Below are 22055 nucleotides of genomic sequence, written 5' to 3'. Positions count from 1 at the left end.
ACACATCAATTTACGGCTTTTAAGGGAAAACGGATGCCGGCGTAATCTTTGCCGCCCTCCCTACATGGCGCATCAAATCTTCAACAAAACGGTGAAAGTCGATGGCATCGACATCTTCTACCGCGAAGCCGGCAACCCGGAAAATCCATCGGTTCTGCTCCTGCCCGGTTTCCCACCTCGTCCATCATGTTCAAAAACCTGATGACGGCGTTGTCGGACAGGCTGCACCTGGTGGCCCCGGATTTCCCCGGGTTCGGGTTCAGTGCCTTTCCTCCTAAAGATGAATTTGAATACACGTTCCGCAACATAGGCGCCTGTATGAACAGGTTCACGGAAGAGATCAATTTAAAGCAGTTCACCATTTACCTGCACGATTATGGATGCCCTGTCGGTTTGCAGATCTGCATTCATCATCCTGAAAAGATAACCGGGATTATTGTACAGAACGGGAATGCGTACGAAGAAGGTGTTGCAGGAATATGGGATGAAATGAGGGCCTATTGGGCTAATCCCACGCCGGAAAAGAAGAAGGAGTTGTACGGTTTCCTGAGTGAAGAAGGCGTAAAATGGCAATACACCGCCGGCGTGCCGGAAGCCCTGCTGCCCACACTCAGCCCCGAATTATGGGTGCTCGATTGGGATTCGATGAAACGCCCCGGCAATATCGACATGCAGTATGAGCTGAATTGCGACTATGCGAACCATATAGCCTCATTCCCGGTGTTCCAGGCGTATTTCCGGAAGCATCAGCCGCGGACGATCGTGATCTGGGGAAAGTATGATCCATTCTTTAATGTGGAAGAAGCGGCCTGTTACAGGCGCGACTTGCCCAATGCCGAGATACATCTTATTGAAGGCAGCCACTGGGTGCTGGAAACAAATTTTGATGAAGTGTTGCGACTGATCAGCAACTTTTTTACCCCCGCTGCAACGCAATAATCTTATCATAAACACTTTTCACCTCCTCAATAAACTCCGGCTATTCGGCTGCTTAACCCCGGCCATTCCATTCCCTGCATCATACTCGATCTGAAATCTACCGTCCCCAATACGATCGTGCCACTGTTATCAGCCTTCTGACTAAAGGAAATATCGGAAAGTGTGCGTATGTTAAGCGACTTAATTTCCCGGCTGAATATGCCCGACTTAATAATAATCCGGTCGTTGGTGATGCCATAAGTTGTATTGGCCCTCTTCTTTGCATCTAAGAAAAAGCGCCCTACTGTAATGTAAAGTCCGATACATACAAAGGGAAGTCCCCACAGCTTAAAGATAAAAGGAGGTTGAAGTTCCGATACGCCGAATTGCCAGAATATCGCAAACCCAGCCCAGAATAGGCTGAAAGGGATGAGGAAAATGTCTGATTTTCTCAGCAGGATACCTTGTTTCGGTTTGCCTGTCCATACTAATTTCTCGCCAGTAGAAAGGTTGGGCCGCAGTTCGGCCTCAATGTCATAGTTAGTGATATACATTGCTCAAGGTTTAGGGATCGGTTAAATATAGGGTAAAATCAGTTTATAACCTTTACCATGCACATTAACAATCTTAACAGACGGATCGGCACTTAACCGCTTCCGGAGCTTGGACATCAAAACATCCACATTACGGGTAATCACCAAAACGCCTTCATCCTCCCAGATCTCTTTCATCAACAGCTCCCTCTCAACAACCTCGTTCTGGTTCGATATCAGCAGGCGCAATGCTTTCGCCTCTTTAGCGGAAAGCCCGACATCTTCGCCGTTATGGCTCAGCAGCCCCGTTGATTCGAAGAATATATAATCGCCCAGCTTTTTATGATCAGCCATATCGGGAACGGGCTCACTTGTTATCGGCTCGGGAGGTGTTTTGTGTCTGCGGGCGAAATAAAGCCCCGCAAAAGCTACCGGCACAAAGACAAGCAAAAGCCAGCTATACGCAAATGATTTTTCGGCGGGGAATGAAATGTCAATTACATAGCAGCCTTTTTGCTGTACGCGCCCGCGACAGGGTTTTAAACCGCCACTGGTGTTTTTTACTTCATAAGCAAAGATGGTCTGTTGCTGCTTGCACTCATTTACACTCACGGTATAATCCTCCCACCTGTCCGTTTGGGTCAGTTGCTGATGCACCACGGCGATTAACGTGTCAGGATTAAACGAAAAGCTGTTTTCAAAAGAAATCCGGAAGGTGTTTTCATTGATAGCCTTAACCGGGAGTACCCGCGATGTCGAATCCTCGGAATGGAGCAACACCTCGTGCCCGATATTACGCAGTACGATCTCCGTGTGCTTATCGGGATGCGCATGTTCCTTTTTTACAAAGGCCATGGTCAATACTATCGGGGAAAGGACTGCGAATAATAGATATTGCTTCATACCGGTAAAGCTAAAGCTGTAACACTAATGTAAATCGATTTTAAACAGTATTTACATTGTTTTACACCCTTTTTACACATTTTCGGGCTCCGCGGACGGAATAACGGATAGGTTTGTTGACGATGAAAAAATCAGTTTAGCCCTCCTTTTGTGCCATTGGCTGACTACAGCCGCCGCACAGCAAGCCGTAAATGAACAGATCGCCCGGGTGGAAAGCAGCCTGTCGGGTCGCCTGGTTATTGATGGTAAGCTATACAGTCTTACGGAAAGAATGAAGCACTACAATGTGCAGGGCGTAAGTGTCGCCGTTATCGACAATTACCAGATCGTATGGGCCAAGGGGTATGGGTATGCCGACAAAAAGAAGGCCGGAAAGTATCGGTAAATACCATGTTTGAACCCGGATCGATCAGTAAATCCCTAAACGCCGTCGGTATCCTGCAACTGGCGCAGCAGGGGAAACTGGATCTCTACCAGGATATTAACCAGTACCGGTCAACTGGAAATTTCCTTATGACACGGTATCACATAATAAGAAAATTACCACGGCACAATTGCTCAGCCACACCGCGGGCCTGTCGGTTCACGGTTTTCCCGGGTACCGGCGGGATAGTGTGGTGCCATCGGTCACTGATATTTTAGACGGGCGGGTGCCTTCCAACACGGAAGCGGTAAGATCGGTGGCAGAACCAGGTACGGGCCCCCTTTATTCCGGGGAGGCATCCTTATTACGCAGCAAATACTCACCGACCTTACGAAGCAGCCATATGAGCAATACATGGAGGAGCAGGTACTGCGGCCAATGGGCATGACGAACAGTTCTTTCAACCAGCCTCCTGCCGCCAGTCAAAGGAAAAATCTTGCCACCGGGTATAAAAGTAATGGGGATGAAGTGCCGGGCAAATATTTTGTATACCCGGAAAAAGCAGCGGCCGGATTATGGACCACACCGACAGATATCTGCAAATACATCCTTGAAATCCAACAGGCCTACCAGGGTAAGTCATCAAAGGTGTTGAACCAGGAAATGGCAAAATTGCATGTAACGCCCTATAAAAATGACGTTGCCATGGGCACCTACCTGCAGGTCAGGAATGGGGAAGCATACTTTGTTCATTCGGCGAGTAACGAGGGATTCACAGGTTATTTCCTGGGCGGACTTACCAACGGAAAAGGAGTGGCGTTGTTTGCGAACTCCGGAGATGGTTATGTTTTATTGGAGTTACTTAACAGTATAGCGCAGGTTTACAACTGGAAAGGGTTTTCAAAGCCTGAGCAAATAACCACGGTACCGGTAAGCGATACGCTCACCTCGAAATACGTCGGCGAGTACATATTAGGCGGATGGTTGTCCGAGATCAAAAAGGAAAAAGACGGGCTTTACCTTTGGAGCGATGGCATCAGCAGCAAAATGTATTTTATTTCACCAACCGAATTTCGCAATATCGAATTAGGCGGCACCAAGACTTTTACTTTTGATAGCGCCGGGGCAGTTGCGGGGTATTCGAACACAGTTAATGGCCGGCTGCTTGCAACCGGACAAAAGATAACCAGTTTAGATACACTGAAACCGAGACCCGGGCAGTCGGGCGTGCTTGGCCGCCATTTGCTGGAAGCAAAAAGTACGACAGGGCGATAAGTTTCCTGTCTAAGGGGCTGGAAATTGAACCAGCCGATGCGTTACTGGTGAGAAACCTGGCGCACGCCTATCTCTTTAGGGGAGATTTCACGAAAGCGATCAAGCTGTACCGGCAATATTTAAAGAACGGAGGCGAAAGTCTAAAAAAGGATTTTGAATATTTCCGCAAGGCGGGGTTTGACCGTTCCGCGATTAAAAAGCCAGCGAGATGCTTTCTTTATAGAACCGATTAATAACATACTTATGAATCAGATACGTACTTTGCTTTTCGTGCTTGCTTTTTGCAACTCCTGTGCAGGACAAAACAAACCAGTTCCTCCAAAGCCCGAAACCAGCATCAGATCTACTTCCAGGTGGATGGACACTCAATATGAGTATACTGACGCCACCGGTGCACGCCTTGTAATAGAAAATGGTCTCCCAAGAGGGGTAACAAAATACACCGACGCTAAGGGCGATGGATATATTTATGCTATCTTCTGGACCCGGGTAATTAATGAAACAAATGCCCCCTGCAGTTAAAGATCGAGTTTCCTGTAAATGCGTATGAAACTTCGTGGTCGCCTGGTAAATATTATCAACTATTGGTTCCTCCAGATACAATGACGACTGATAAAGAATCAGTGTTTAACTATGGCCTGCGGGATTTAACCTCTTTTTTAGATAGCAACATACATAAGCCATCTTCATTAAAAAGAACAATTAACCCGAAAAAATCGAATGGTTTTTATGTTATACTACTGAGCCGTATCAATGAAGCCGCAGAGGGCGCCCTGCGAACAGGGCTTAGCCTGAAAGGGCAGGATTTTTTTATAAAGTGTCGCTCATCAAAGGCCCGCCGCCAGTAAAAGTAATAGGGGAAAAAGAAATTCGTGTTGGAAGTAGCAATTTGAAACTGCGAAAATGACAAACGCCGGAAAATAAAAAAAAGCCAGTCGCACGACTGGCTTTTAAAGCTGCTCCCCTTCAGGACTTGAACCTGAGACCCTCTGATTAACAGTCAGATGCTCTAACCAACTGAGCTAAGGAGGAATATTCCGGGCTGCAAATGTAAAAATTCATTTACAGTACAAAAAAATCTTTTCTCTCAGCTGCAGATACTGTAATAACATAATCGTTTTCCCGTCTTTAATCCGACCGTCTTCTATCATCCGCAGCGCTTCGCGGTAGTCCAGCTCCAGCCTTTGCACCGTTTCCTGCTCCTCTGCCACCCCGCCCCCGGCATGCACTTCCATCTCCGGCGTATACTCGGCAATAAAGAAGTACAGGATCTCCGTTACCGAGCCGGGCGACATATACGCCTCAAACACTTTCTGAATATTACTGATGCGATACCCCGTTTCCTCCTCGGTTTCCCGGCGGATGCAATCTTCGGGATTGTCCTGGTCCAGCAGGCCGGCGCAGGCTTCGATCAGCATGCCGTCAGGGTTGCCGTTCACGAAGGTGGGCAGCCGGAACTGGCGGGTCAGGATCACCGTTTTCTGTTTTTTATTATAAAGAAGGATCACCGCGCCGTTGCCCCGGTCGTACGCTTCGCGGGTGTGTACAACAGTTTCGCCGTTGGGCTGGGTGTACTCGTATTTGTATTTTCTCAGCTTGTACCAGTTGTCGGAGAGCAACTGTACGTCCGAGATTTTTGCGCTCATGGAGGCAAAGTTAGGGGGCGGCGGTTGCACAAAATGTTAAACTCCGTTTCTCGTAGAAAAAATTCACTAGTTTCATCACTATGGAAAACCACGACACCCGCCTCCTCGTATCCGTGGATGGTATTCGACGATAATATCGCCCCCGCTTTATGTACCGCGAAAAGCGCTCCCGTCCCGAAGACAGCGGCTGGCGCATTTTTACCGGCTTCGAAACGGAAGAATACAACAACGATTCCGATAATATCATTGTATGTACCCCGGCTGCCATTATGGAAGTAGATCCGTCGCTGAAAACGCTGCTCCAATCCGGCGTTGGATCAGTGTGGGAAAGGAATGAGCAAAACGAATGGTGCAGGGTAACCGACTTTCAACTGGAGAGTGATTACATGGTCGTGCACAAACTCACCGACGACTGGAACATCCATATCAACAATCTTTTTGAAAGAAATATCGAGGAAAGCGGTAACCTGATGTACACCACCGGCGATAAAACGGTGAGGCTTACGCTCTGGATCGACGACGTAAAGAACAAAGCCGCATTGCTGGAAGAATATAAGGATATCGTGTACAACCGGGATCAATCGCAGGTTAAAACCCTGCAAACATTTGACTTTTCAGATGACGAGGTGGCCCGGATTGGCTACCTGATTGAAGAAACAGACGGTAAAAAGAACTACGGTGTCGTATACGGATTTCTGATCGTCGATCATGAAGTGCTGCTTGCCTCGCTGTACTACGATGACCCGGAGGATTTTAATTGGGCAATTGATACCTGGAAACGCATTCATCTGAATAAAAAAGTTCCGGGTAAACACCCGGAACTTTGTAAACAATAGAAAACATCGGGTTACAAAATTTCCTCCAATTTCGTCATCAACTCTTCTCCACGTAAATATGTTGCAATGATCTTCCCTTGCGGATCGATCAAAAAGTTCATCGGAATGCTCGTGATACCATACAGCTTCGTCACGTGATCGCGCTCTTCTGCGGTCAACGGCGACGTTTGTATCCACGGCAAATCATCTTTCTGAATCGCACCTACCCACGATTTGCGGTCACCGGGGCGCTCCAGGGAAATGCCGATTACTTCAAAGCCTTTGTCTTTAAACTTCGCGTACGCTTTCTTCACGGCGGGGTTTTCTGCACGACAAGGCATACACCAGGAAGCCCAGAAATCCACCAATACGTACTTGCCGCGGTAGGCTGATAAGGTTACCGGGTTGCCCAGGGTATCGTTCAGTGTAAAGTCGCGGGAAGGGTTACCAGGGCCCAGTTTGAAGGCAGTGCTGATCTGCTCGGACAATTGTTTGCCCACCACGGTAGCCTTTACCGGTGCGCTCAATGCAGTATACCACGCCTTCATCTTGTCTTTATCTTTCGTCAGGGTAATCGCATTTACGCGCTGACGGATCAGTTCGAGCGATACGTGTGAGGCCGGATGCGTTGTCAGGTAAGCTACTTCTGCACTGTCTACCGATTTGGTCAGGCGGTCGCGCGTGGCGTTCAATATGCGTACGGTAGCAGTATCCTTAGCGATAGCCGCTTTAATCGTCTGATCGAAGTTAGCGGCTTGTTTATCCTCGAAAGGTTTCAGGATTTTTTCAGCGACTGATAATCTTGTGCGGAACGGCCAGAAGCCTTCACCACTGCTTTTTCAGCGTGGGACCGGTAACGGTGATCTCTCCACCTTCCATGAAAAACGACAGCTGCTCGCTGGTGATAAACGGATTCGCTTCGCGCGCTTTTTTGTAGTCCCTGTGCTGATCGTAACCAGCGCCGGGTCGGTTACGGTACCTTCCATTAGAAACTTGCCATCCTTAATGGTGGCGGTTTTGTATACTTTGGCGCCATTTTCCAGGTACGACAGGTTGGCTTTCTGCCCGTCGTACGCGGTATCTTTCAAATCTCCTTTAACAACAAACGCCTTTTGTGCGGAAAGCGCCTGGGAGAACAGGCAGCCGGCAGTGATGATTCCGATTATTCTATGCATGGTTCTTGATTTGTTAGTTGAAGGCTCTCCAGTTCATGTCTTTGATCTTCACCAGGTTATCCCAATCGGCGCGGTTCACCGGCGCAATGGTTACTGTATTAGGATCTGTGCCCACGGTGAAGCGGCGCAGCCTGCCCTTCGTGGCCGAATTGTACGTGCCGATATACAGCGAGTTGGTAGAGAAATCGATCTGCGTATCAAATTTCAGCATGGTGATTTCATCCGCACCCAGGTCGGTAAATTGGTATTGTTTTTCAAATCCTTTGTTGTAATCGTACGCGTAGAGCTTGCTGCCCACCGCGTAAAACACCACGGATCTACGGGAGGAAAACGCATAGCTTGTAGCTTTATCGAAGTCCGTGGCGATGGCGCTCACGGTATACAAATCGCGTTTGATCGGAGCAGTGCCGGAAGCGTAAAACTTATAGATGAACATTTTGCCGGTAGCGTCTTTCATGATGGCGAAGGAGTTACCGTTGGTAGCGCCGCCATCGGTGTTACGCGTGTTTTCGCCGTACACCAGTTTGCGGCCGGTACCAGCCTGGTTCCAGGGGAAAGCATCCGTGCCCGGTCGTTCAGTTTCAAAGAAGTGATGCCCACGCCGAAGGTCGCATAGTTCATGAAACGATCATTTTCGGTATCGTACCAGATCACGGAGCCCATGTTGGCGATGGAGTAGAACAGGTATGGCGCGGCTTTCAGCAGCTTGGTATAATTAGCGTCCTCCCGGTTAATCGGGTTGGCGTAAAAATCGCCACCCGTAAGAAAGGTGTGGGTAGGAAAGATGTTGCCATCGCTGGTCATCACCGCGCGTGCATAAGCGTTACCGGTGTTTCCAGCCCTGTCGCGGAACTGCGGTGCGTATAGGATCGGGTGCAGCGATTGTTTATCCAACGGATCGCTCAGCACCACGGTACGGCCGAAAACATTGTCCTTATTACCTTTAAGGGTTTTACGGTCCGTAGTAAGAACCGCTTTTAGTCATTACCCACAGGCGGCCTTTGTTCACCGAAGTGTCTTTGTCGCCGTTGTGCTGCATCGTCACAGGGTCGGTTAAGGTGGGCAAACCGCTGGCGCTCAGCAAGCTCCTCACGACTACCGTATCGTTTACCATGGTAATCATGTCTGCTTCGGCATTGCCGTTTTCGTTGTAACCCATCAGCATAAGGCCGGATGAATAGCGGGTGCCGATCGTAAGCGCCGTGCCCTTTTGCCAGGTGATGCCCGTTTTGTTATCCTTGATGCGGAAGAACAGGTTGTAAGCATCGGGGCTGGCGCTTACCGGGTAATCGAGCACAAGGGCAGTGCCCACCGTGTCGAGCGGTGTGTAGCCCTTGCATAATACCCAGAAGTAGGAGAAGCGCGCCGGGTCGGCGTTGGCCTCAGTCATGGTTACTTTTGGCTCGATGTGCAGCATATCCAACGAGAATATGGCGGAATAACTGTTGGAGATGCCGGTGATAGCAACTTCATTAATGTCTTTATAGTCGTAGTTACCCGTGTCTTTATAGCACGACGCCAGGAAAACCGTTATCAGTATAATGCTAATTTTTTTCATGTTGATTTGCTTAACAGGTAAAGGTTATTGATAAGGCACGCCGATAACAGAAGTCCAGGGCACAGTACCACACCACATCAGGCGTCCATCATCCTCTTTTACGGGGTGCCGGCGTTAAACTGATTCACCAGGTAACGCGACATCTCCTGCGAAATCAGGCTGGACAGTACTAAGGTCATCGTTTGTTCGGAAGCAAAATCTGCATAAGTGAGATTCAGGAGCTGGCACATCAACTCCAGTTTTTGCGGGAAAATGCACCCCATATACCCGTTTCCTGTTTGCTGGCCACTACTACGGAGCCGCGCCATATCGTCGGCTGCACCATCAGGTCATTAATATTGATGGTGTGTATCGATGCGTCAAAGGCCGTATCAGCGCCTACGTCGCCGCTGCCAATGCCCGGAATGGCTTTCCATTTGGGGAATGCCAGCCAAAGTGTTCGTTGGCGACCAGGCGCAGGCCCAGTTTTTTATTTTCGGTCAGCATGTCCGCGGTACGTTTCAGGGTAACCGGGATGTAGCCGAAAATGGAATCTGCCGGTACAATGAACGTGCGGCCGATCGGCAGGTAGTGAACGTTCTCCGTTGCCGTGGTAGAGTCCGGGTTTACTTCCACGATGAACGGGCGGTCGTAGTTTTTCATAGGACCGGTAATCATGATCGGGATGCGGATGGTCACTTCTGTAACAGACGAAGGCTGGCTTACAAATTGAACATTGGTATAGGGACGATAGGGCCAGGTTTGCGGGCTTGCATAATATGGACCGCTACGGGCGGCAAAGTACACGCCTTCCATGCCTTCGTAGCTCATCATCTCTTTTTTACAGGATGGGAGCAGGAGCGATATCAGTACAAATGCTGTTAATACTCTTAGCATATCAATTTTTTTAGTAGTAGATAGATTAGTTACCTCTCACAATTACTTCACTCTGCGGCAGCGGTACCACGTAGGCGCTCAGCACCATCTGTTTGGTATTGGTCAGATGCGCGTGGTTCGGTATGGCCGTCATTGCGTTTCTTTTATAGTAGAAGAACATCTGTCCTTCACCAAACACCTCTTTACGGAATTCATTGGTAATAGCGGTTTTCAACGCAGTAGTGTTCGCGGGCGCAAGGCTTACGCAGTTACGGGCTGTACGCAGCATGTTCAGGTATTTAGTGCCTTCTTCCAGCGTAGGGCTGGTTTCTGCCGCGATCAGCAACACCTCGCCCATCCTGATCAACGGGATCATGTTCGGAGAAGGGGTATTATTGTTTACGGCGAATTTCACGTGCGTCAGGAAGGAACCGCTCGTGTTGGTCATCAGCATCCAGGCCTTCAGGCGGTAATCGTTCTGATCATCGTACAGGCCGTTTTTGCGCGACTGGTTATCATCGTTGTTGTTGAAGCTCAGGCGCGATTCTTTCGCCAGGTCCGGTGCAAAGAAGGAAGTATAAATCAGGTTACGGTTCACGCGGTACAGCGAAAACATCACCTCATTCCGGATCATGTGATCAAAGTCGGAAGGAATGGCGTTTGGATTTACCACACCAAGCGGGAAGATCACTTTCGCGGGATTCAGGGTGCCGGCCAATACTTCCTGTACTTCCTGGTAAGCCTTCGGTGCCTCTTGTTTCCAGAGGTAGGCGCGGGCCAGTAAGGTTTTTACAGCGTAGTAGTTCAGGCGGTACTGACGATAGTATAAGTCGTTGGCGCCATTCGGATTATTGCTGGCGCGAACACCCTCTGTAATGATCGGGTCCGCATCTTTCAATAAGGCAGCCGCTTCTGTTAAATCGTTGATCACGCGTTCCATGATCGCTTCGGAGCTTAAAAGGTCGCTGGATTGCGGGCGGGCCGATGCATTGAAAGGAATGCAGGGAAAGCTTTTGTTTTGCTCTGACCAGTTGGGGCCAAATACGCGTAACATGTCGAAATGAAGCATTGCACGCAAAGCCAGCGCTTCGCCTTTTACCAGGCCGTAATACGGCGCAGGCAGCAGTTTATTGCTTGGCTGTCCGCATCTTTCAATGATCACGTTACAGTTTACGATCAGTTCATAAGACTTCTTCCACATGTTGTCGAAAGCCGTCCGGGGCCGGTCTGCGGTATAGGCAAATGTGGTGAAATCGTAAAAGCGGTGTGTACTGGTGGTCATGAAATAGTAGTTCGCCAGCACGTCCATTACGGAATAGGTCATTTGTTCTCCGTAGACGCTGGGGCTGTTCAACTCCGCATACACGCCGTTGAGCGCCGTCAGGTAACCCCGGGTAGTGGAATACAGTTTGTCTTCCGCCAGTCGGTCCGACGGTTGTACGTCAATCCATTTTTTGCATCCGCCCAGCGCAAGTGCGAGCAGCAGGCAACTATATAAAAACTTTTTCTCATTGTTGTCATTTTGGCTGTAATCAATTAAAAACGCACACCGGCGGAGAAGGATATTGACCTTGCAAAAGGATAGTCAATACCACGCTCGTTCGTCACCGTAGAAAGCCTGAAAATATCGTTCATGTAAGCCCGGAAGTTGATCGACGAAGCCCCGATGGTTTTTAACCAGCGCGCCTGCGTGGTTTCGTAACCAATGGAAATGGATTCGCCGGCCAGGATGTTGTTGTCCTCTACAAAGCGGGAAGACATCGGGTTGGACCTTACTTCTGTAATCGCTTTAAATTTCGCAATGTCGCCCGGTTTCTGCCAGCGTTCTGTCAGCGCACGGCGGTCCTGGTTCAGGCCCAGGTTCTGCTGCGGAATGTTTTCCACTTTATCATACAGCGTCTGCATGAATATTTGTCCACCCAAACGGTAGCGCAGTGCCACGTTAGCAGAGAAGCCCTTGTAAGACATGGAAGTACCCACGATACCTTCTACTTTGGGATCGCTGTTACCTACTACCACTTCGTCGCGGTAATCATGCACAAAGGTCTGTTTGCCATCTTTCGTCAGGAAGATTTCACGGCCGGTTGCGGGGTCGATGCCCGGGAGCGTACTGCCCACAGGTCGGACGGGCTGGCGCCGTCGTAATAACGGGTCATGTTTACGCCCTTGTTGTTTTCGTTGAAGTTAGACAGGGCATTGCCGAAGTTCTTGTACTCCGATTTCAGGTGGCGTGCATTCAGGTTCAGCAACCAGTTAAAGCCGTTGCGTTGCACTACCGCATAGTTGGTATTAATGGTAAAGCCTTTTTGCTCCTGCCCGCCAAGATTGGTGGTAGTGGTCGTAGCGCCGGAAGAAGAAGGCAGTTGTACGAATACCAGCAGCGGGTCGGTGGTTTTAATGAAGTAGTCGGCCGTAATACGCAGGCGGGATTTAAATGCCTGCAGGTCCAGCCCAACGTTGCGGTCGATCGTTTTCTGCCATTGCAAAGACGGGTTACCATGGTTGCCTACAATTACGCTTGGGCCGAAAGGATTCGGATAGGTATTGTTGTAACCATATACACGCATCGAAATATAATCACTGAAGTTCTGGTTGCCGGGGTTACCGATAGAGGCGCGGAAGCGCAGGCTGTTCAGCCAGGTGTCCACCACATCTGCCATAAATGCTTCTCTGTGTACGTTCCAGGCAAAACCCGCAGACCAGATCGTGGTAAACTGTTTGTTGGCGCCAAACACAGATGCTCCGTCGGAACGCAGGGTTGCGTCCAGCAGGTAGCGCTGGTCATAGGCATAACCGGTGTTCAGGAAATAGCTCGCGCTGCGGCGAACCGATTCGCGGTAGCCTGCGCGGCCGCCGGCGGCGTAGCCATATGCAAATGAGGCATTGGGAAATTCATCGGTTACAAAACCGGATACGCCAAAGGTGCTGCCATCCATGGATACCTGGTTCAGGCGCATACCGGCCACCACGTTCACCATGTGTTTCTCTGCCAGCAGCTTGCCGTAGGTGAGGGTAAAGTCGCCATCGTAGTTCAGCTGCCGGTTATTGTTCTCCGTGTAAGTTCCCTGCAGGGTTGGATCTACGCGGGCAAATTCAGAGTTAAAAGGAGACCTGAACATTTCTTCCTTGGTAGAAGTGCGCATGACACTGGCGCGTGCTCGTGCACGCAGCTCGTCAAATACGCGCCACTCCAGTTCCGGTTATTGGTAAAGCCCTGCGATTCCGCCCTGTTCACATTTTTGTTTTGCAGATCGTATACCGGGTTATAGTAGATTTCTTTTTGCAGCGGGCTGGTAAGGCCGCCGAATACGATCGAGTCCAGTACTTTATCGATGCCGCCGAGTGCGTTGTATTTCCGGAAGTACGGGTTCGCGCGGGAGAAATCAGAGAAAGGGATCGATTCTCTGGTAGCATTTACCAGGTCGATGCTCAGGGAGTTGGATACGGACAGGCGGTTGTTGCGGTAAATCAGTCGAACGTTACCATTTGTCAGGTTACGGTCGGACTCTTTCATTACACCCTGGTTCTGGCCGTAGCTGAGGGAAGCGCTGTAACGCAGGTTGTTGTCGCCGCCTTCGGCTATAACAGTATGACGGTGATTAACACCAAAACGCAGCGGTTCGTTCATCCAGAAGGAATTTACGCCGCGCTGCACTTCGGCCAGGCGCCTGTTGTATTTAGCTTCCCCGTCTTCTGTTGCAAAACCCCTGTCCGGGTTCCGGAACCCGGGAAGCTGGTGCGTTTCTCGAACTCCAGCTTTTCAGTGGCGTTCATCAGGTTATAATCAGAAAGGTCGGCGAAGTTGAAAGCGGTGTTTACGTTATAGCTTATGCGCAGTTTACCGGGCGTGGGACGTTTGGTTTCGATCACCACTACGCCGTTTGCCGCTTTGGAACCGTAGATCGCGGTAGCCGCCGCATCTTTCAGCAGGGTGATGCTTTCGATACGGTCCATGGTAAAGTCGCTGATGATCTGCAGGGTGGATTCAAAGCCATCGAGGATGAATAGCGGCTGGTTCGGGTTGGTGCCGTATTGTTCTGTAAGACCGATCACGCTGCTCTTACCGCGGATTTCCACGTCCGGCAAGCGGTTCGGATCAGAGCCAAAGGTGGTGTTTTCGATGATGGCGAACGCCGGGTCCAGTGTTTTCAGCGCCTGGAGCGGACTTTGGTTGCCTACCATTTTCAGCTCGTTCACGGTGTAGGTGGCGGAGGAACCGGTAAAGCTCTCCTTTTTACGTTGATAGATACCCGTTACTACGTGGTCTTTGATCGCGGTTACAGCAGTTTCGAGTTTAATACTCAATGAGCCGCCCTTCCTGGGCGCGCATTTCTTTTTGTTGATAACCGATGGCGGAGAACAGCAACGTTTGCCCTTTGGCCGCCCTGATGGCGAAAGTACCTTTCGGGTCGGTGATGCTGCCGATGCGGCTGCCTTTTACGGTTACGCTCACACCGGGAATAGGTTCGCCTACATCCGTGGTAATCACACCACGTATCACGAAGGTGCTGTCGTCCGCGGGGATGTTTCTCACAGGTGCCGGTGCGGCTTTGCGCGACAGGGTAATTGTTTTGCCCTCGATGCGGAAGTTCAGCAACTGATCATTCAGTACAGCCGGTAAAAATTCGTCGAGCGGCATGTCTTTCGCCGCAATGGTAACCGGTTTGCTGTTGGTGAGCAGGTCGCGGTTGTAAAAGAATACAAAGCCGGTTTGCTTTTCCACGGTGTTCAGCACGGTGGCCAGCGGTTGTCCTTTGGCAGACAGTGTTACTTTTTGCGAGTAGGTGTTTGCTGAAACAGTAAGTGTTGGGCAAAAGAAGGAAAATCAACATTCTCATGGCGGTAGTCAGGGATGTGCGAGCATCCTGTTTGTCCGGGTCTCCGGAAGCATGCTGCTTGTGTTTAATAAGGCGGCGCGGAACGGCTGATCTCTTGTCAGGCGCGTTGCACCGGCTGCGCAGAGCAGTGTTGGACATACTTTGGTTGCAGTTTGTTGGTTGAAAAATGGTTACATCATTTATTACTAGCTGTCTATATAGACCTATTAGCTTTAGTCATGCATTATTCTATCTGACGAATCTGTTCTATGGCAATACAATTACTTTACGGCCCTCAATCCTGAAGTTGACATCGGATTCTTTAAGGGACTGTAACAGCCCGGAAAGGCTCACATCGTTGCTCAGCTTACCGCCGAACGTGATATCCGGAATATTCTTCTCGTACACTACTTCTATATCGTACCAGCGTTCCACCTGCCGCATTACTTCCTGCAGGCTGGAGTTGTTAAAGTTGAAGATGCCGCTTTTCCAGGCCACGGCCTTGTCTACATCTGCATCACTTACCACTTTGATGGCGCTGCCGTTCGCATGGCTGATTTGTGCCTGCTGGCCAGGCTGCAGTACCACGAACGACGCGTCTTCATCTGAAAATACTTTTACGCTGCCATCTACCAGGGTGGTCCTGATGGAAGCTTCGTTGGCATAGGCATTTACGTTAAAACGAGTACCCAGCACCTGAATCCGCGCTTTACCATCAACATCGATGATGAAAGGTTGCGCGGCATTTTTCGCTACCTCGAAATACACTTCGCCCACTACCGCCACTTCGCGCTTGTCGCCGACGAAGGCAGTTGGATAGCGGAGAGAGCTGGCAGCATTTAGCCAAACCTTGGTCCCGTCGGGCAATAATACACGGAACTGCCGGCCGCGCGGTGTAGAAAGGTTATTATATATAATAGTGGCGGTTGGATCTCCACCGTTATAAGTTAGTTCACCGTTTTGCAGGGAGAGCTTCGTTCCGTTCTGGATGCCTATTACACCGTTACCCAGGCTATCAAGTACCACCTGGCTGCCGTCGCCGAGGGTGAGGATCGCGCCATTTTTGCCGGTAGTATTTCGGGTTGATGGGCGGCTACGGCTGCAGGAGCAGTTTTTTCCTTTTGAGACCACATGTAGGCGCCAACCGCTACCGCGAGCAATACGGATGCTGCCGCTACGCCGCTCCAACGCCAGACAGGGCTGATGCTGCGTACGGGCTTAGCGGGTATGCCAGCGCCTATCCGCTGGCGGATCTTGGAAAGAATAAGTGCTTCGTTATCCTCCATTTCTTCCTGGTGGAAAGCGAGCAGTTGCAATCTCAGTTGTTCCTCATCATCCACAGATTCAAAAAAACGGCGGTTGCGCGCAGACTCAGCAATCCATTGGTCCAGCGCTTGCTGCTCTTGTTCAGACAGATTTCCATGCAGATGCTTCAGCAGGAGATCGGTTAGGTTGGTTACCGTCATCATTGCTTATACTACAATCCACGGAGGCGAATCAACCAGTCAAAAATGAAATTTTTTAAGAGAACGCGGCTTTAGAACAGATCGGGACGATCCGGGAGCAACAGGAGGGCTACGGTAAGGAGGTTGTCGCCAAGTGCGATTTGTAACAACTTAACGGCACTAACCCGCTGGTTGGTAACAGTTTGCGCTTTTATCTGGAGCAGCTCCGCAATCTCGGCCGGCTTCAGGCCATCGCGGTACGACAGCAGGAAGATTTCCCGCATGCGGGCAGGTAGCTTATTGATTTCGGCATAAATGCGGCTCACCAGTTGGATGCGCACCTGTTCTTCGAAGAAGCTGTCTTCTCCCCGCTCGGTTAACAATCGCAGCAGGTCCTGCTCGTGGCTGGCCTTCATTTTACGATGTTTCAACAGGTTGAAGCACTTGTTGCGGACGGTTACATATAAGAAAGCGGAGATGGCGTCGAGGGAATGGAAGGTTTGGCGTTGCTGCCAGAGTTGTACAAAGGTTTCGGCGGTAAGGTCGCGGGCATTCCGTATCCTCCACAAATTTTTTGGCAAACCAGTATACGCGGCGGTACAGGTGTTGATATAGCGTGGTAAACGCCTCCTCACTCCCGGAGCGAAACTGTTGTATTAAAACAACCTCATCCTGTATTTCATGCTCTGATGACGTCAAAATATGCAGAGAATCCCTTGACGGGGTTGGTAACGGCAAAAATAGGATATTATGCGGGAGCGTGCAAGTCGGCTAAATCCGGGTAAAGCAATGCGTTAGGCCAAATAATATGTAAAATTGTCATATGTGTAAAGTTTACTTTATATTAATAGGTTGATAATCCATCTCCGTTACACCCGTATTTCCTGACAGTTTGCTATATGTGTGGGTGCCACACAAAATTTATTTCATCTTCTCTAACTCCCTACAGCACAGCTTTTGGGCCTGTGAGCCGCGAATAAGCAGCGGGCAACATGCCGCACCTTGGGCTTTTTTAGTATTTTCCGACATATCGTACAGGCGCCTTCCATCTCATGTTCGTACCGGCGCCTGGTACCAGCAGGAGCCGGATCGTCTGTAACCCTCCTGGAAATAGCGAATGTTTTTCCCGGTAGTGGATATTTTTATCACTTATTATCCTAAAGTAACCGTATGCTCTTAGCTGTACTTGCAGGTTTTATATTGGCGCCGGTTTGGTTGTTATGCGGCAGGTTTACCAGGACGAACTTTTCCTGGGCGCCCTCGCTGTTGCCTGCCGGCCTGTTTCTGTTCTTTTTATCGTATCTGCCGCAGGTTGCCGGCGGCCCGCTCGCCTTCGCGTATGAATGGATCCCGTCAATGGGGGTGAATGCAGATATGCGGCTCGATGGTCTTTCCCTGCTTTTTGCATTGATGATTACTGGCATTGGCGCCGGGGTGTTCCTGTACGCCTCTTATTATTTAAAAGGAGATCCGCACCTCGACCGGTTTTTTTGCTACCTCAGCGTGTTTATGGCGGCGATGTTAGGCCTCGTGCTGGCCGATAACCTGATCGTGCTGCTCGTATTCTGGGAACTCACGAGTATCAGCTCTTATTTTCTTATTGGATTTAATAACGAAGATCCGAAGTCGCGCAAAAACGCGCTGATGGCGCTTTCAATTACCGGCGCCGGCGGTTTCCTGTTACTGACCGGTTTCGTGCTGGCAGGTGTGGCATCGGGCAGTTTTTCGCTGGGCACTTTACTGTCGTCGCCAGGGTTGCTGCGCGATCATGGCAGTTACCTATGGATCGTGCTGCTGATTTTTGGCGGTGCGTTTACGAAGTCCGCGCAGTTTCCTTTCCACTTCTGGCTGCCTGGCGCCATGGTGGCGCCTACGCCGGTATCGGCCTACCTGCATTCCGCTACGATGGTGAAAGCGGGCATTTACCTGCTCGCCCGGTTTACGCCGGTGCTGGGAGGCACGGACCTCTGGAATAATACGCTGGTCATCGTTGGTGGCGTTACCATGTTATTTGCCGCATTCCACGCCATTTTCCGCAAAGACGCAAAGGAAATTCTTGCTTACACGACTATCGCCGCCCTGGGCATGCTCGTATTCCTGCTGGGCATCGGCACATCCGAAGCACTGCTGGCGGCGGGTGTATTTATTTTAGTGCATGCATTATATAAGGCCACGTTTTTCCTCGTGGCAGGTATCATCGATCACGAAACCGGTACCCGCAACATTGAACAACTGGGCGGTTTGCGGAAGGTTATGTGGCCGGTAGCTGTCGCAGGTGTGCTGGCGGCATTGTCCAGTGCAGGCATTCCGCTTACTTACGGCTTTATCGGAAAAGATTTAATTTATGCGGCTACCCTGGGTAACTGGCCACTGACGGCAGTGGCAGTGCTGACGAACATACTCGTTTTGTATTCCGGCTTCCAGGTAGGCTGGCGGCCGTTCGCCGGTAAGCTGCCCGAAACATACAGCCACCTGCATCTTCCCGATGCACGCCTCTGGCTGCCCGCTATTATATTGGCTTTACTCGGACTGGTGTACGGCATCGCCCCCGCACTAACGCATCCGCTTATTGAACCTTTCGCAAATGCGCTGTATGGTGGCGCCGGCGTGTCATTGGCTATATGGCACGGCTTCAACCTCGTGCTCTTACTCAGTGGTGTTACGTTAGCAGGTGGATTTTTGCTCTACTGGTTTTACAGATCGCCGGGAAATACGTGGTTGCAAAAACTGCAAAGTGCAGCGCCCCAACAGCTGATCGGCAAAATGGGGAACGCCGTGTTGCGGTTCTCCGGGTTTTACACGCGTATCATGCACAATGGCAACCTTCGTTCCTATGTAAGTCTTATCATCATCTTTATTATTCTTTTACTCGGAACACGGCTGCTGTCTGGCGTGCACCTGTCGTTCGACCGGCGCTCGCTCACTTCCGATATCCGCTTATACGATGTAATTATCTTCGTCATCATCCTTGCCGCCATCTGGAAAAGTCTTTCCACTTCCTCAAGAATCACGGCGGTGGCCAGTTTGAGCGTGGTGGGATATTGTATTTGCTTGTTCTTCGTGATCTACAGCGCACCCGATCTGGCGATGACGCAGTTCACCATCGATACACTGACCGTCGTATTGTTCGTGCTCGTATTATTCCGCCTGCCGCGCTTCCTGCGCATCAATGACCGCAAAGTCATCTGGCGCGACGGGCTCATTGCTTCTCTATTCGGGTTGCTCATCGCCGTGATCGCACTGGGAGCGCTGAATGAGCCGACCACCAAGGAAACGAGCGAGTTCTATGCAGAAAATGCTTACCTGCTCGGTAAGGGGAAAAACGTAGTAAACGTGATGCTGGTCGATTTTCGGGGTTTCGATACCATGATCGAGATCACCGTACTGACTATTGCCGCGCTGGGCGTATACAGCTTAATGAAATTGAGAATTGGTACAGAAAATAAAGAATAGCTTATGAGAAGTATTATCCTGAAAACTGCCTCGAACTACCTGTTGCCGCTGTTGCTGCTGTTTTCGGTGTTCATCCTGCTCAGGGGGCATTACCGTCCGGGTGGCGGATTTGTAGGCGGATTGATCGCGAGTATTGCGTTTGTACTGCATGCTTTCGCCAATGGTTTAAAAGATACGCGCAAGCTGCTGCGGTTTCCGCCGGGCGGATTTATCCCGGTCGGTTTGTCGCTCGCACTTGGCAGCGGACTGGTGCCTATGTTTATGGGCAAACCGTTCATGAGCGCCGAATGGCTTAGCATGCAGGTGCCTATCGTAGGCTCCATCGGTACGCCGCTGTTTTTCGATATCGGCGTGTTTTTCGTGGTGATCGGCATTACGCTCACCATCTTATTTACTATTTCTGACAGCATTCTTTGAGTTATGGAGTTACTATTACTGATATTGATAGGTGTGTTTTACGGGACCGGCATATTTATGATGCTGCGCAGAAGCATGGTTAAATTGCTGATCGGGCTGATCTTACTCGGCAACGGCGCCAACCTGCTTATTTTCCTGCTTGGGGTATCACCCGCGGTAAACCGCCCATCATTCCTGAAGCTGAAAAAACGCTGACCGGTGTATATGCAGATCCTGTACCACAGGCCCTGATCCTCACCGCCATCGTCATCAGCTTCGGGCTGCAATCTTTCGCCATCGTATTACTGAAACGGGTACATGCACTGGTGCAAACCGATGATCTTAATCAACTTAACACACCCGATACCAGCATATGATCGAACGTAATCTTCTTCTTCCGGTGATAGGCCACCTTTGTACCGCCATCATCCTCATTTTTTGCTGGCGCCGCGTGCTCATCCAGCAAATCGTGAGCGTGATCGGCTGCCTTGTCGCGCTGGGTATGAGCATCCAATTATTTACGGAGACCTGGCACGCCGGGCATCTCACCTTACAGGCCGGCAACTGGGCCGCGCCATTCGGCATCACGTTCGTGGCCGATGCTTTCAGTGCCACGATGATCCTGCTAACCGGCATTACCGGGTTGGCCGTGAGTTTATATTCTACCGTAGGCATCAGCAAGGCACGCATCCAATATGGCTTTTTCCCTATTTTTCATTTCCTGTTACTCGGCCTCAATGGCGCGTTTCTCGCCGGCGATATCTTTAACCTGTATGTTTGGTTCGAGGTGATTATCATTTCTTCTTTTGTGTTGATGACGTTGGGCGGCCGCAAACCGCAGGTGGAGGGCGGTATCAAATATGTGACGCTCAACCTGCTGGCCTCTGTGATGTTCCTCACCGCCATCGCCATCTTGTACGGGTTAACGGGTAGCTTAAATATGGCCGATCTTTCTATAAAGATGCTGGCCGTAAAAACCAGGGACTCGTTGCCATTACCGGGCTGCTCTTCTTCATCGGTTTCGGGATTAAGTCGGCCGTATTCCCGCTGTACTTCTGGTTGCCCTCGTCTTACCACACGCCACCTTCGGCCATCGCCGCCATTTTCGGCGGGTTACTTACCAAAGTGGGCATCTATGCGCTGATACGCGTATATACCTTAATATTTATTCCAGATGATTTTACCCGTACTGTTTTCCTGGTTATAGCCAGCCTGACGCTGATCACCGGCGCGCTGGGCGCACTCAGCAAACACCAGGTACGCACGATGTTTTCATATTTGATTGTATGCCATATCGGTTACCTGTTGGGTGGATTGGGGCTGTACACACGACTGGCGCTGGCCGGTACCATGTTTTATCTCATTCATGATGTCATCGTCAAAACAAATCTTTTCCTCATTTCCGGGTTGATCAACAAAATCCGCGGCACGATGAATATGGACGAACAGGGCGGCCTGTTCGAAGATTATCCTAAACTATCGATGCTGATGGCAGTGGTCATGTTTTCGCTGGTAGGTATTCCGCCGCTCTCCGGCTTCTGGCCAAAGATTTACCTGTTTGGCGAAACGTTCGCGCAAGAGGCATGGTACTTACTGGCCGCCATGCTTGTTGCAAGTTTCGTTACGTTATATGTAATTGCCCGCCTGTGGAGCGATATTTTCTGGAAACGGCGTCCGACGCACCTTGACGAAACGGACAGCTTCGCCGAAATGCGGCCCCGCAGCCGCTGGATGCTCGTGATGCCGGTAGTGATGCTGGCCGTGGTATCGCTGTACATCGGTTTCTTCGCAGAAAAGATCAATGTATTGTCGACCCGTATTGCAGACGATCTGCTGCATCCTAACGCCTATATCGAAAGCGTGCTGGGGCCAGACACTTTTAACAATACAAAAGCAAAGTAA

Annotated in this window: 32 protein-coding genes and 1 tRNA gene; 13 read left to right on the top strand and 20 right to left on the bottom strand. The window is 50.2% G+C overall.

The features are described 5' to 3' along the window. Window positions 1-48: 48 nt before the first annotated feature. The gene (locus MKQ70_RS27030) at window positions 49-939 is read left to right on the top strand and encodes an alpha/beta fold hydrolase (protein ID WP_282456763.1); all 891 of its coding nucleotides are present in this window, start codon (window positions 49-51) and stop codon (window positions 937-939) included. 26 nt (window positions 940-965) lie between these two features. On the opposite strand, the gene MKQ70_RS27025 is transcribed toward MKQ70_RS27030, so the two are convergent. Continuing rightward, window positions 966-1472 carry a PH domain-containing protein gene (locus MKQ70_RS27025; RefSeq protein ID WP_248075766.1) on the bottom strand — a complete coding sequence of 169 codons (507 nt, stop codon included), beginning with the start codon at window positions 1470-1472 and terminating at the stop codon, window positions 966-968. A gap of 21 nt (window positions 1473-1493) precedes the next feature. Further along, on the bottom strand, window positions 1494-2306 hold the full coding sequence (locus MKQ70_RS27020) for a winged helix-turn-helix domain-containing protein (protein ID WP_248075764.1): 813 nt from the start codon (window positions 2304-2306) through the stop codon (window positions 1494-1496). 196 nt (window positions 2307-2502) lie between these two features. On the opposite strand from MKQ70_RS27020, the gene MKQ70_RS27015 reads away from it, so the two are divergent. From MKQ70_RS27015 to MKQ70_RS27005, 5 genes are all read left to right on the top strand, one after another. Further along, window positions 2503-2739, top strand: coding sequence for a beta-lactamase family protein (locus tag MKQ70_RS27015; protein ID WP_248075762.1), 237 nt, complete (start codon window positions 2503-2505; stop codon window positions 2737-2739). Further along, window positions 2685-2996, top strand: a complete 312-nt coding sequence (locus tag MKQ70_RS42760) for a serine hydrolase (RefSeq protein ID WP_372490039.1) — start codon at window positions 2685-2687, stop codon at window positions 2994-2996. Before MKQ70_RS27015 ends, MKQ70_RS42760 begins: the two co-directional genes overlap by 55 nt. Window positions 2997-3030: 34 nt before the next feature. Then, window positions 3031-3993, top strand: coding sequence for a serine hydrolase domain-containing protein (locus MKQ70_RS27010; protein ID WP_308199545.1), 963 nt, complete (start codon window positions 3031-3033; stop codon window positions 3991-3993). Further along, the gene (locus tag MKQ70_RS42755; RefSeq protein ID WP_372490149.1) at window positions 3990-4226 is read left to right on the top strand and encodes a hypothetical protein; all 237 of its coding nucleotides are present in this window, start codon (window positions 3990-3992) and stop codon (window positions 4224-4226) included. The genes MKQ70_RS27010 and MKQ70_RS42755 overlap by 4 nt, the downstream gene beginning before the upstream one ends. Window positions 4227-4595: 369 nt before the next feature. Continuing rightward, the gene (locus MKQ70_RS27005) at window positions 4596-4841 is read left to right on the top strand and encodes a hypothetical protein (RefSeq protein WP_248075758.1); all 246 of its coding nucleotides are present in this window, start codon (window positions 4596-4598) and stop codon (window positions 4839-4841) included. Between the two features lie 112 nt (window positions 4842-4953). Here the strand turns inward: MKQ70_RS27005 and MKQ70_RS27000 are convergent. Next, window positions 4954-5020, bottom strand: a tRNA-Asn gene (locus MKQ70_RS27000). A gap of 31 nt (window positions 5021-5051) precedes the next feature. Beyond that, a complete protein-coding gene (gene nudK / locus MKQ70_RS26995) occupies window positions 5052-5639 on the bottom strand; it encodes a GDP-mannose pyrophosphatase NudK (protein ID WP_248075756.1) in 588 nt (195 codons plus the stop codon). Between the two features lie 149 nt (window positions 5640-5788). On the opposite strand from nudK, the gene MKQ70_RS26990 reads away from it, so the two are divergent. Further along, window positions 5789-6475, top strand: a complete 687-nt coding sequence (locus MKQ70_RS26990; protein ID WP_248075754.1) for an immunity protein Imm33 domain-containing protein — start codon at window positions 5789-5791, stop codon at window positions 6473-6475. An 11-nt stretch (window positions 6476-6486) separates the two neighbouring features. Here MKQ70_RS26990 and MKQ70_RS26985 read toward each other — a convergent pair whose 3' ends face one another. From MKQ70_RS26985 to MKQ70_RS26915, 16 genes are all read right to left on the bottom strand, one after another. Next, complete coding sequence (locus MKQ70_RS26985; RefSeq protein ID WP_248075752.1) at window positions 6487-7146, bottom strand: peroxiredoxin family protein; 660 nt, start codon at window positions 7144-7146, stop codon at window positions 6487-6489. A gap of 147 nt (window positions 7147-7293) precedes the next feature. Beyond that, on the bottom strand, window positions 7294-7629 hold the full coding sequence (locus MKQ70_RS26980; RefSeq protein WP_248075750.1) for a DUF4369 domain-containing protein: 336 nt from the start codon (window positions 7627-7629) through the stop codon (window positions 7294-7296). A gap of 13 nt (window positions 7630-7642) precedes the next feature. Further along, window positions 7643-8149: a hypothetical protein gene (locus MKQ70_RS26975; protein ID WP_248075748.1), complete on the bottom strand. Its 507-nt coding sequence runs from the start codon at window positions 8147-8149 to the stop codon at window positions 7643-7645. Next, window positions 8083-8541 (bottom strand): hypothetical protein, encoded by a 459-nt coding sequence (locus MKQ70_RS26970; RefSeq protein WP_248075745.1) that lies wholly within the window; start codon window positions 8539-8541, stop codon window positions 8083-8085. The genes MKQ70_RS26975 and MKQ70_RS26970 overlap by 67 nt, the downstream gene beginning before the upstream one ends. Window positions 8542-8581: 40 nt before the next feature. Then, window positions 8582-9187 carry a PKD-like family lipoprotein gene (locus MKQ70_RS26965; RefSeq protein ID WP_248075743.1) on the bottom strand — a complete coding sequence of 202 codons (606 nt, stop codon included), beginning with the start codon at window positions 9185-9187 and terminating at the stop codon, window positions 8582-8584. 98 nt (window positions 9188-9285) lie between these two features. After that, window positions 9286-9417 (bottom strand): hypothetical protein, encoded by a 132-nt coding sequence (locus tag MKQ70_RS39690; protein WP_282456759.1) that lies wholly within the window; start codon window positions 9415-9417, stop codon window positions 9286-9288. Between the two features lie 148 nt (window positions 9418-9565). After that, window positions 9566-10063, bottom strand: coding sequence for a DUF4843 domain-containing protein (locus MKQ70_RS26960; RefSeq protein WP_248075741.1), 498 nt, complete (start codon window positions 10061-10063; stop codon window positions 9566-9568). Window positions 10064-10088: 25 nt separating this feature from the next. Continuing rightward, window positions 10089-11408, bottom strand: a complete 1320-nt coding sequence (locus MKQ70_RS26955; protein WP_504909273.1) for a RagB/SusD family nutrient uptake outer membrane protein — start codon at window positions 11406-11408, stop codon at window positions 10089-10091. Between the two features lie 170 nt (window positions 11409-11578). After that, window positions 11579-12160: a hypothetical protein gene (locus MKQ70_RS26950; RefSeq protein WP_248075739.1), complete on the bottom strand. Its 582-nt coding sequence runs from the start codon at window positions 12158-12160 to the stop codon at window positions 11579-11581. Further along, a complete protein-coding gene (locus MKQ70_RS26945) occupies window positions 12106-13185 on the bottom strand; it encodes a SusC/RagA family TonB-linked outer membrane protein (RefSeq protein ID WP_248075737.1) in 1080 nt (359 codons plus the stop codon). The genes MKQ70_RS26950 and MKQ70_RS26945 overlap by 55 nt, the downstream gene beginning before the upstream one ends. After that, a complete protein-coding gene (locus tag MKQ70_RS26940; protein ID WP_248075735.1) occupies window positions 13122-13670 on the bottom strand; it encodes a hypothetical protein in 549 nt (182 codons plus the stop codon). Before MKQ70_RS26940 ends, MKQ70_RS26945 begins: the two co-directional genes overlap by 64 nt. 11 nt (window positions 13671-13681) lie before the next feature. Beyond that, window positions 13682-14347, bottom strand: a complete 666-nt coding sequence (locus MKQ70_RS26935) for a TonB-dependent receptor plug domain-containing protein (RefSeq protein WP_248075733.1) — start codon at window positions 14345-14347, stop codon at window positions 13682-13684. After that, window positions 14337-14777 (bottom strand): STN domain-containing protein, encoded by a 441-nt coding sequence (locus MKQ70_RS26930; protein WP_248075731.1) that lies wholly within the window; start codon window positions 14775-14777, stop codon window positions 14337-14339. Before MKQ70_RS26930 ends, MKQ70_RS26935 begins: the two co-directional genes overlap by 11 nt. Window positions 14778-15126: 349 nt before the next feature. Further along, window positions 15127-15885 (bottom strand): FecR family protein, encoded by a 759-nt coding sequence (locus tag MKQ70_RS26925; protein WP_248075729.1) that lies wholly within the window; start codon window positions 15883-15885, stop codon window positions 15127-15129. Beyond that, window positions 15855-16328: a hypothetical protein gene (locus tag MKQ70_RS26920; RefSeq protein WP_248075727.1), complete on the bottom strand. Its 474-nt coding sequence runs from the start codon at window positions 16326-16328 to the stop codon at window positions 15855-15857. Before MKQ70_RS26920 ends, MKQ70_RS26925 begins: the two co-directional genes overlap by 31 nt. Before the next feature lie 68 nt (window positions 16329-16396). Continuing rightward, window positions 16397-16873: a sigma-70 family RNA polymerase sigma factor gene (locus MKQ70_RS26915; protein ID WP_248075725.1), complete on the bottom strand. Its 477-nt coding sequence runs from the start codon at window positions 16871-16873 to the stop codon at window positions 16397-16399. A 601-nt stretch (window positions 16874-17474) separates the two neighbouring features. Here MKQ70_RS26915 and mbhE point away from each other — a divergent pair. From mbhE to MKQ70_RS26895, 6 genes are read left to right on the top strand one after another with little or no spacing between them, the layout of a single operon-like run. Then, the gene (gene mbhE, locus MKQ70_RS26910) at window positions 17475-19757 is read left to right on the top strand and encodes a hydrogen gas-evolving membrane-bound hydrogenase subunit E (protein ID WP_248075723.1); all 2283 of its coding nucleotides are present in this window, start codon (window positions 17475-17477) and stop codon (window positions 19755-19757) included. Window positions 19758-19760: 3 nt separating this feature from the next. Further along, on the top strand, window positions 19761-20174 hold the full coding sequence (locus tag MKQ70_RS26905; protein WP_248075722.1) for a Na+/H+ antiporter subunit B: 414 nt from the start codon (window positions 19761-19763) through the stop codon (window positions 20172-20174). 3 nt (window positions 20175-20177) lie between these two features. Then, window positions 20178-20369, top strand: coding sequence for an NADH-quinone oxidoreductase subunit K (locus tag MKQ70_RS26900; protein WP_248075721.1), 192 nt, complete (start codon window positions 20178-20180; stop codon window positions 20367-20369). Continuing rightward, on the top strand, window positions 20321-20530 hold the full coding sequence (locus tag MKQ70_RS42750; protein WP_372490147.1) for an NADH-quinone oxidoreductase subunit K: 210 nt from the start codon (window positions 20321-20323) through the stop codon (window positions 20528-20530). Before MKQ70_RS26900 ends, MKQ70_RS42750 begins: the two co-directional genes overlap by 49 nt. Then, a complete protein-coding gene (locus MKQ70_RS41545; protein WP_308199197.1) occupies window positions 20527-21297 on the top strand; it encodes a proton-conducting transporter transmembrane domain-containing protein in 771 nt (256 codons plus the stop codon). Before MKQ70_RS42750 ends, MKQ70_RS41545 begins: the two co-directional genes overlap by 4 nt. Continuing rightward, window positions 21180-22055, top strand: a complete 876-nt coding sequence (locus tag MKQ70_RS26895) for a proton-conducting transporter transmembrane domain-containing protein (RefSeq protein ID WP_308199543.1) — start codon at window positions 21180-21182, stop codon at window positions 22053-22055. Before MKQ70_RS41545 ends, MKQ70_RS26895 begins: the two co-directional genes overlap by 118 nt.

It is taken from the genome of Chitinophaga sedimenti, assembly GCF_023156195.1.
Taxonomy (GTDB): Bacteria; Bacteroidota; Bacteroidia; order Chitinophagales; family Chitinophagaceae; genus Chitinophaga; species Chitinophaga sedimenti.
The sequence above is the reverse complement of the archived record's forward strand: the minus strand, read 5'-3'. Positions and strand labels throughout refer to the sequence as shown.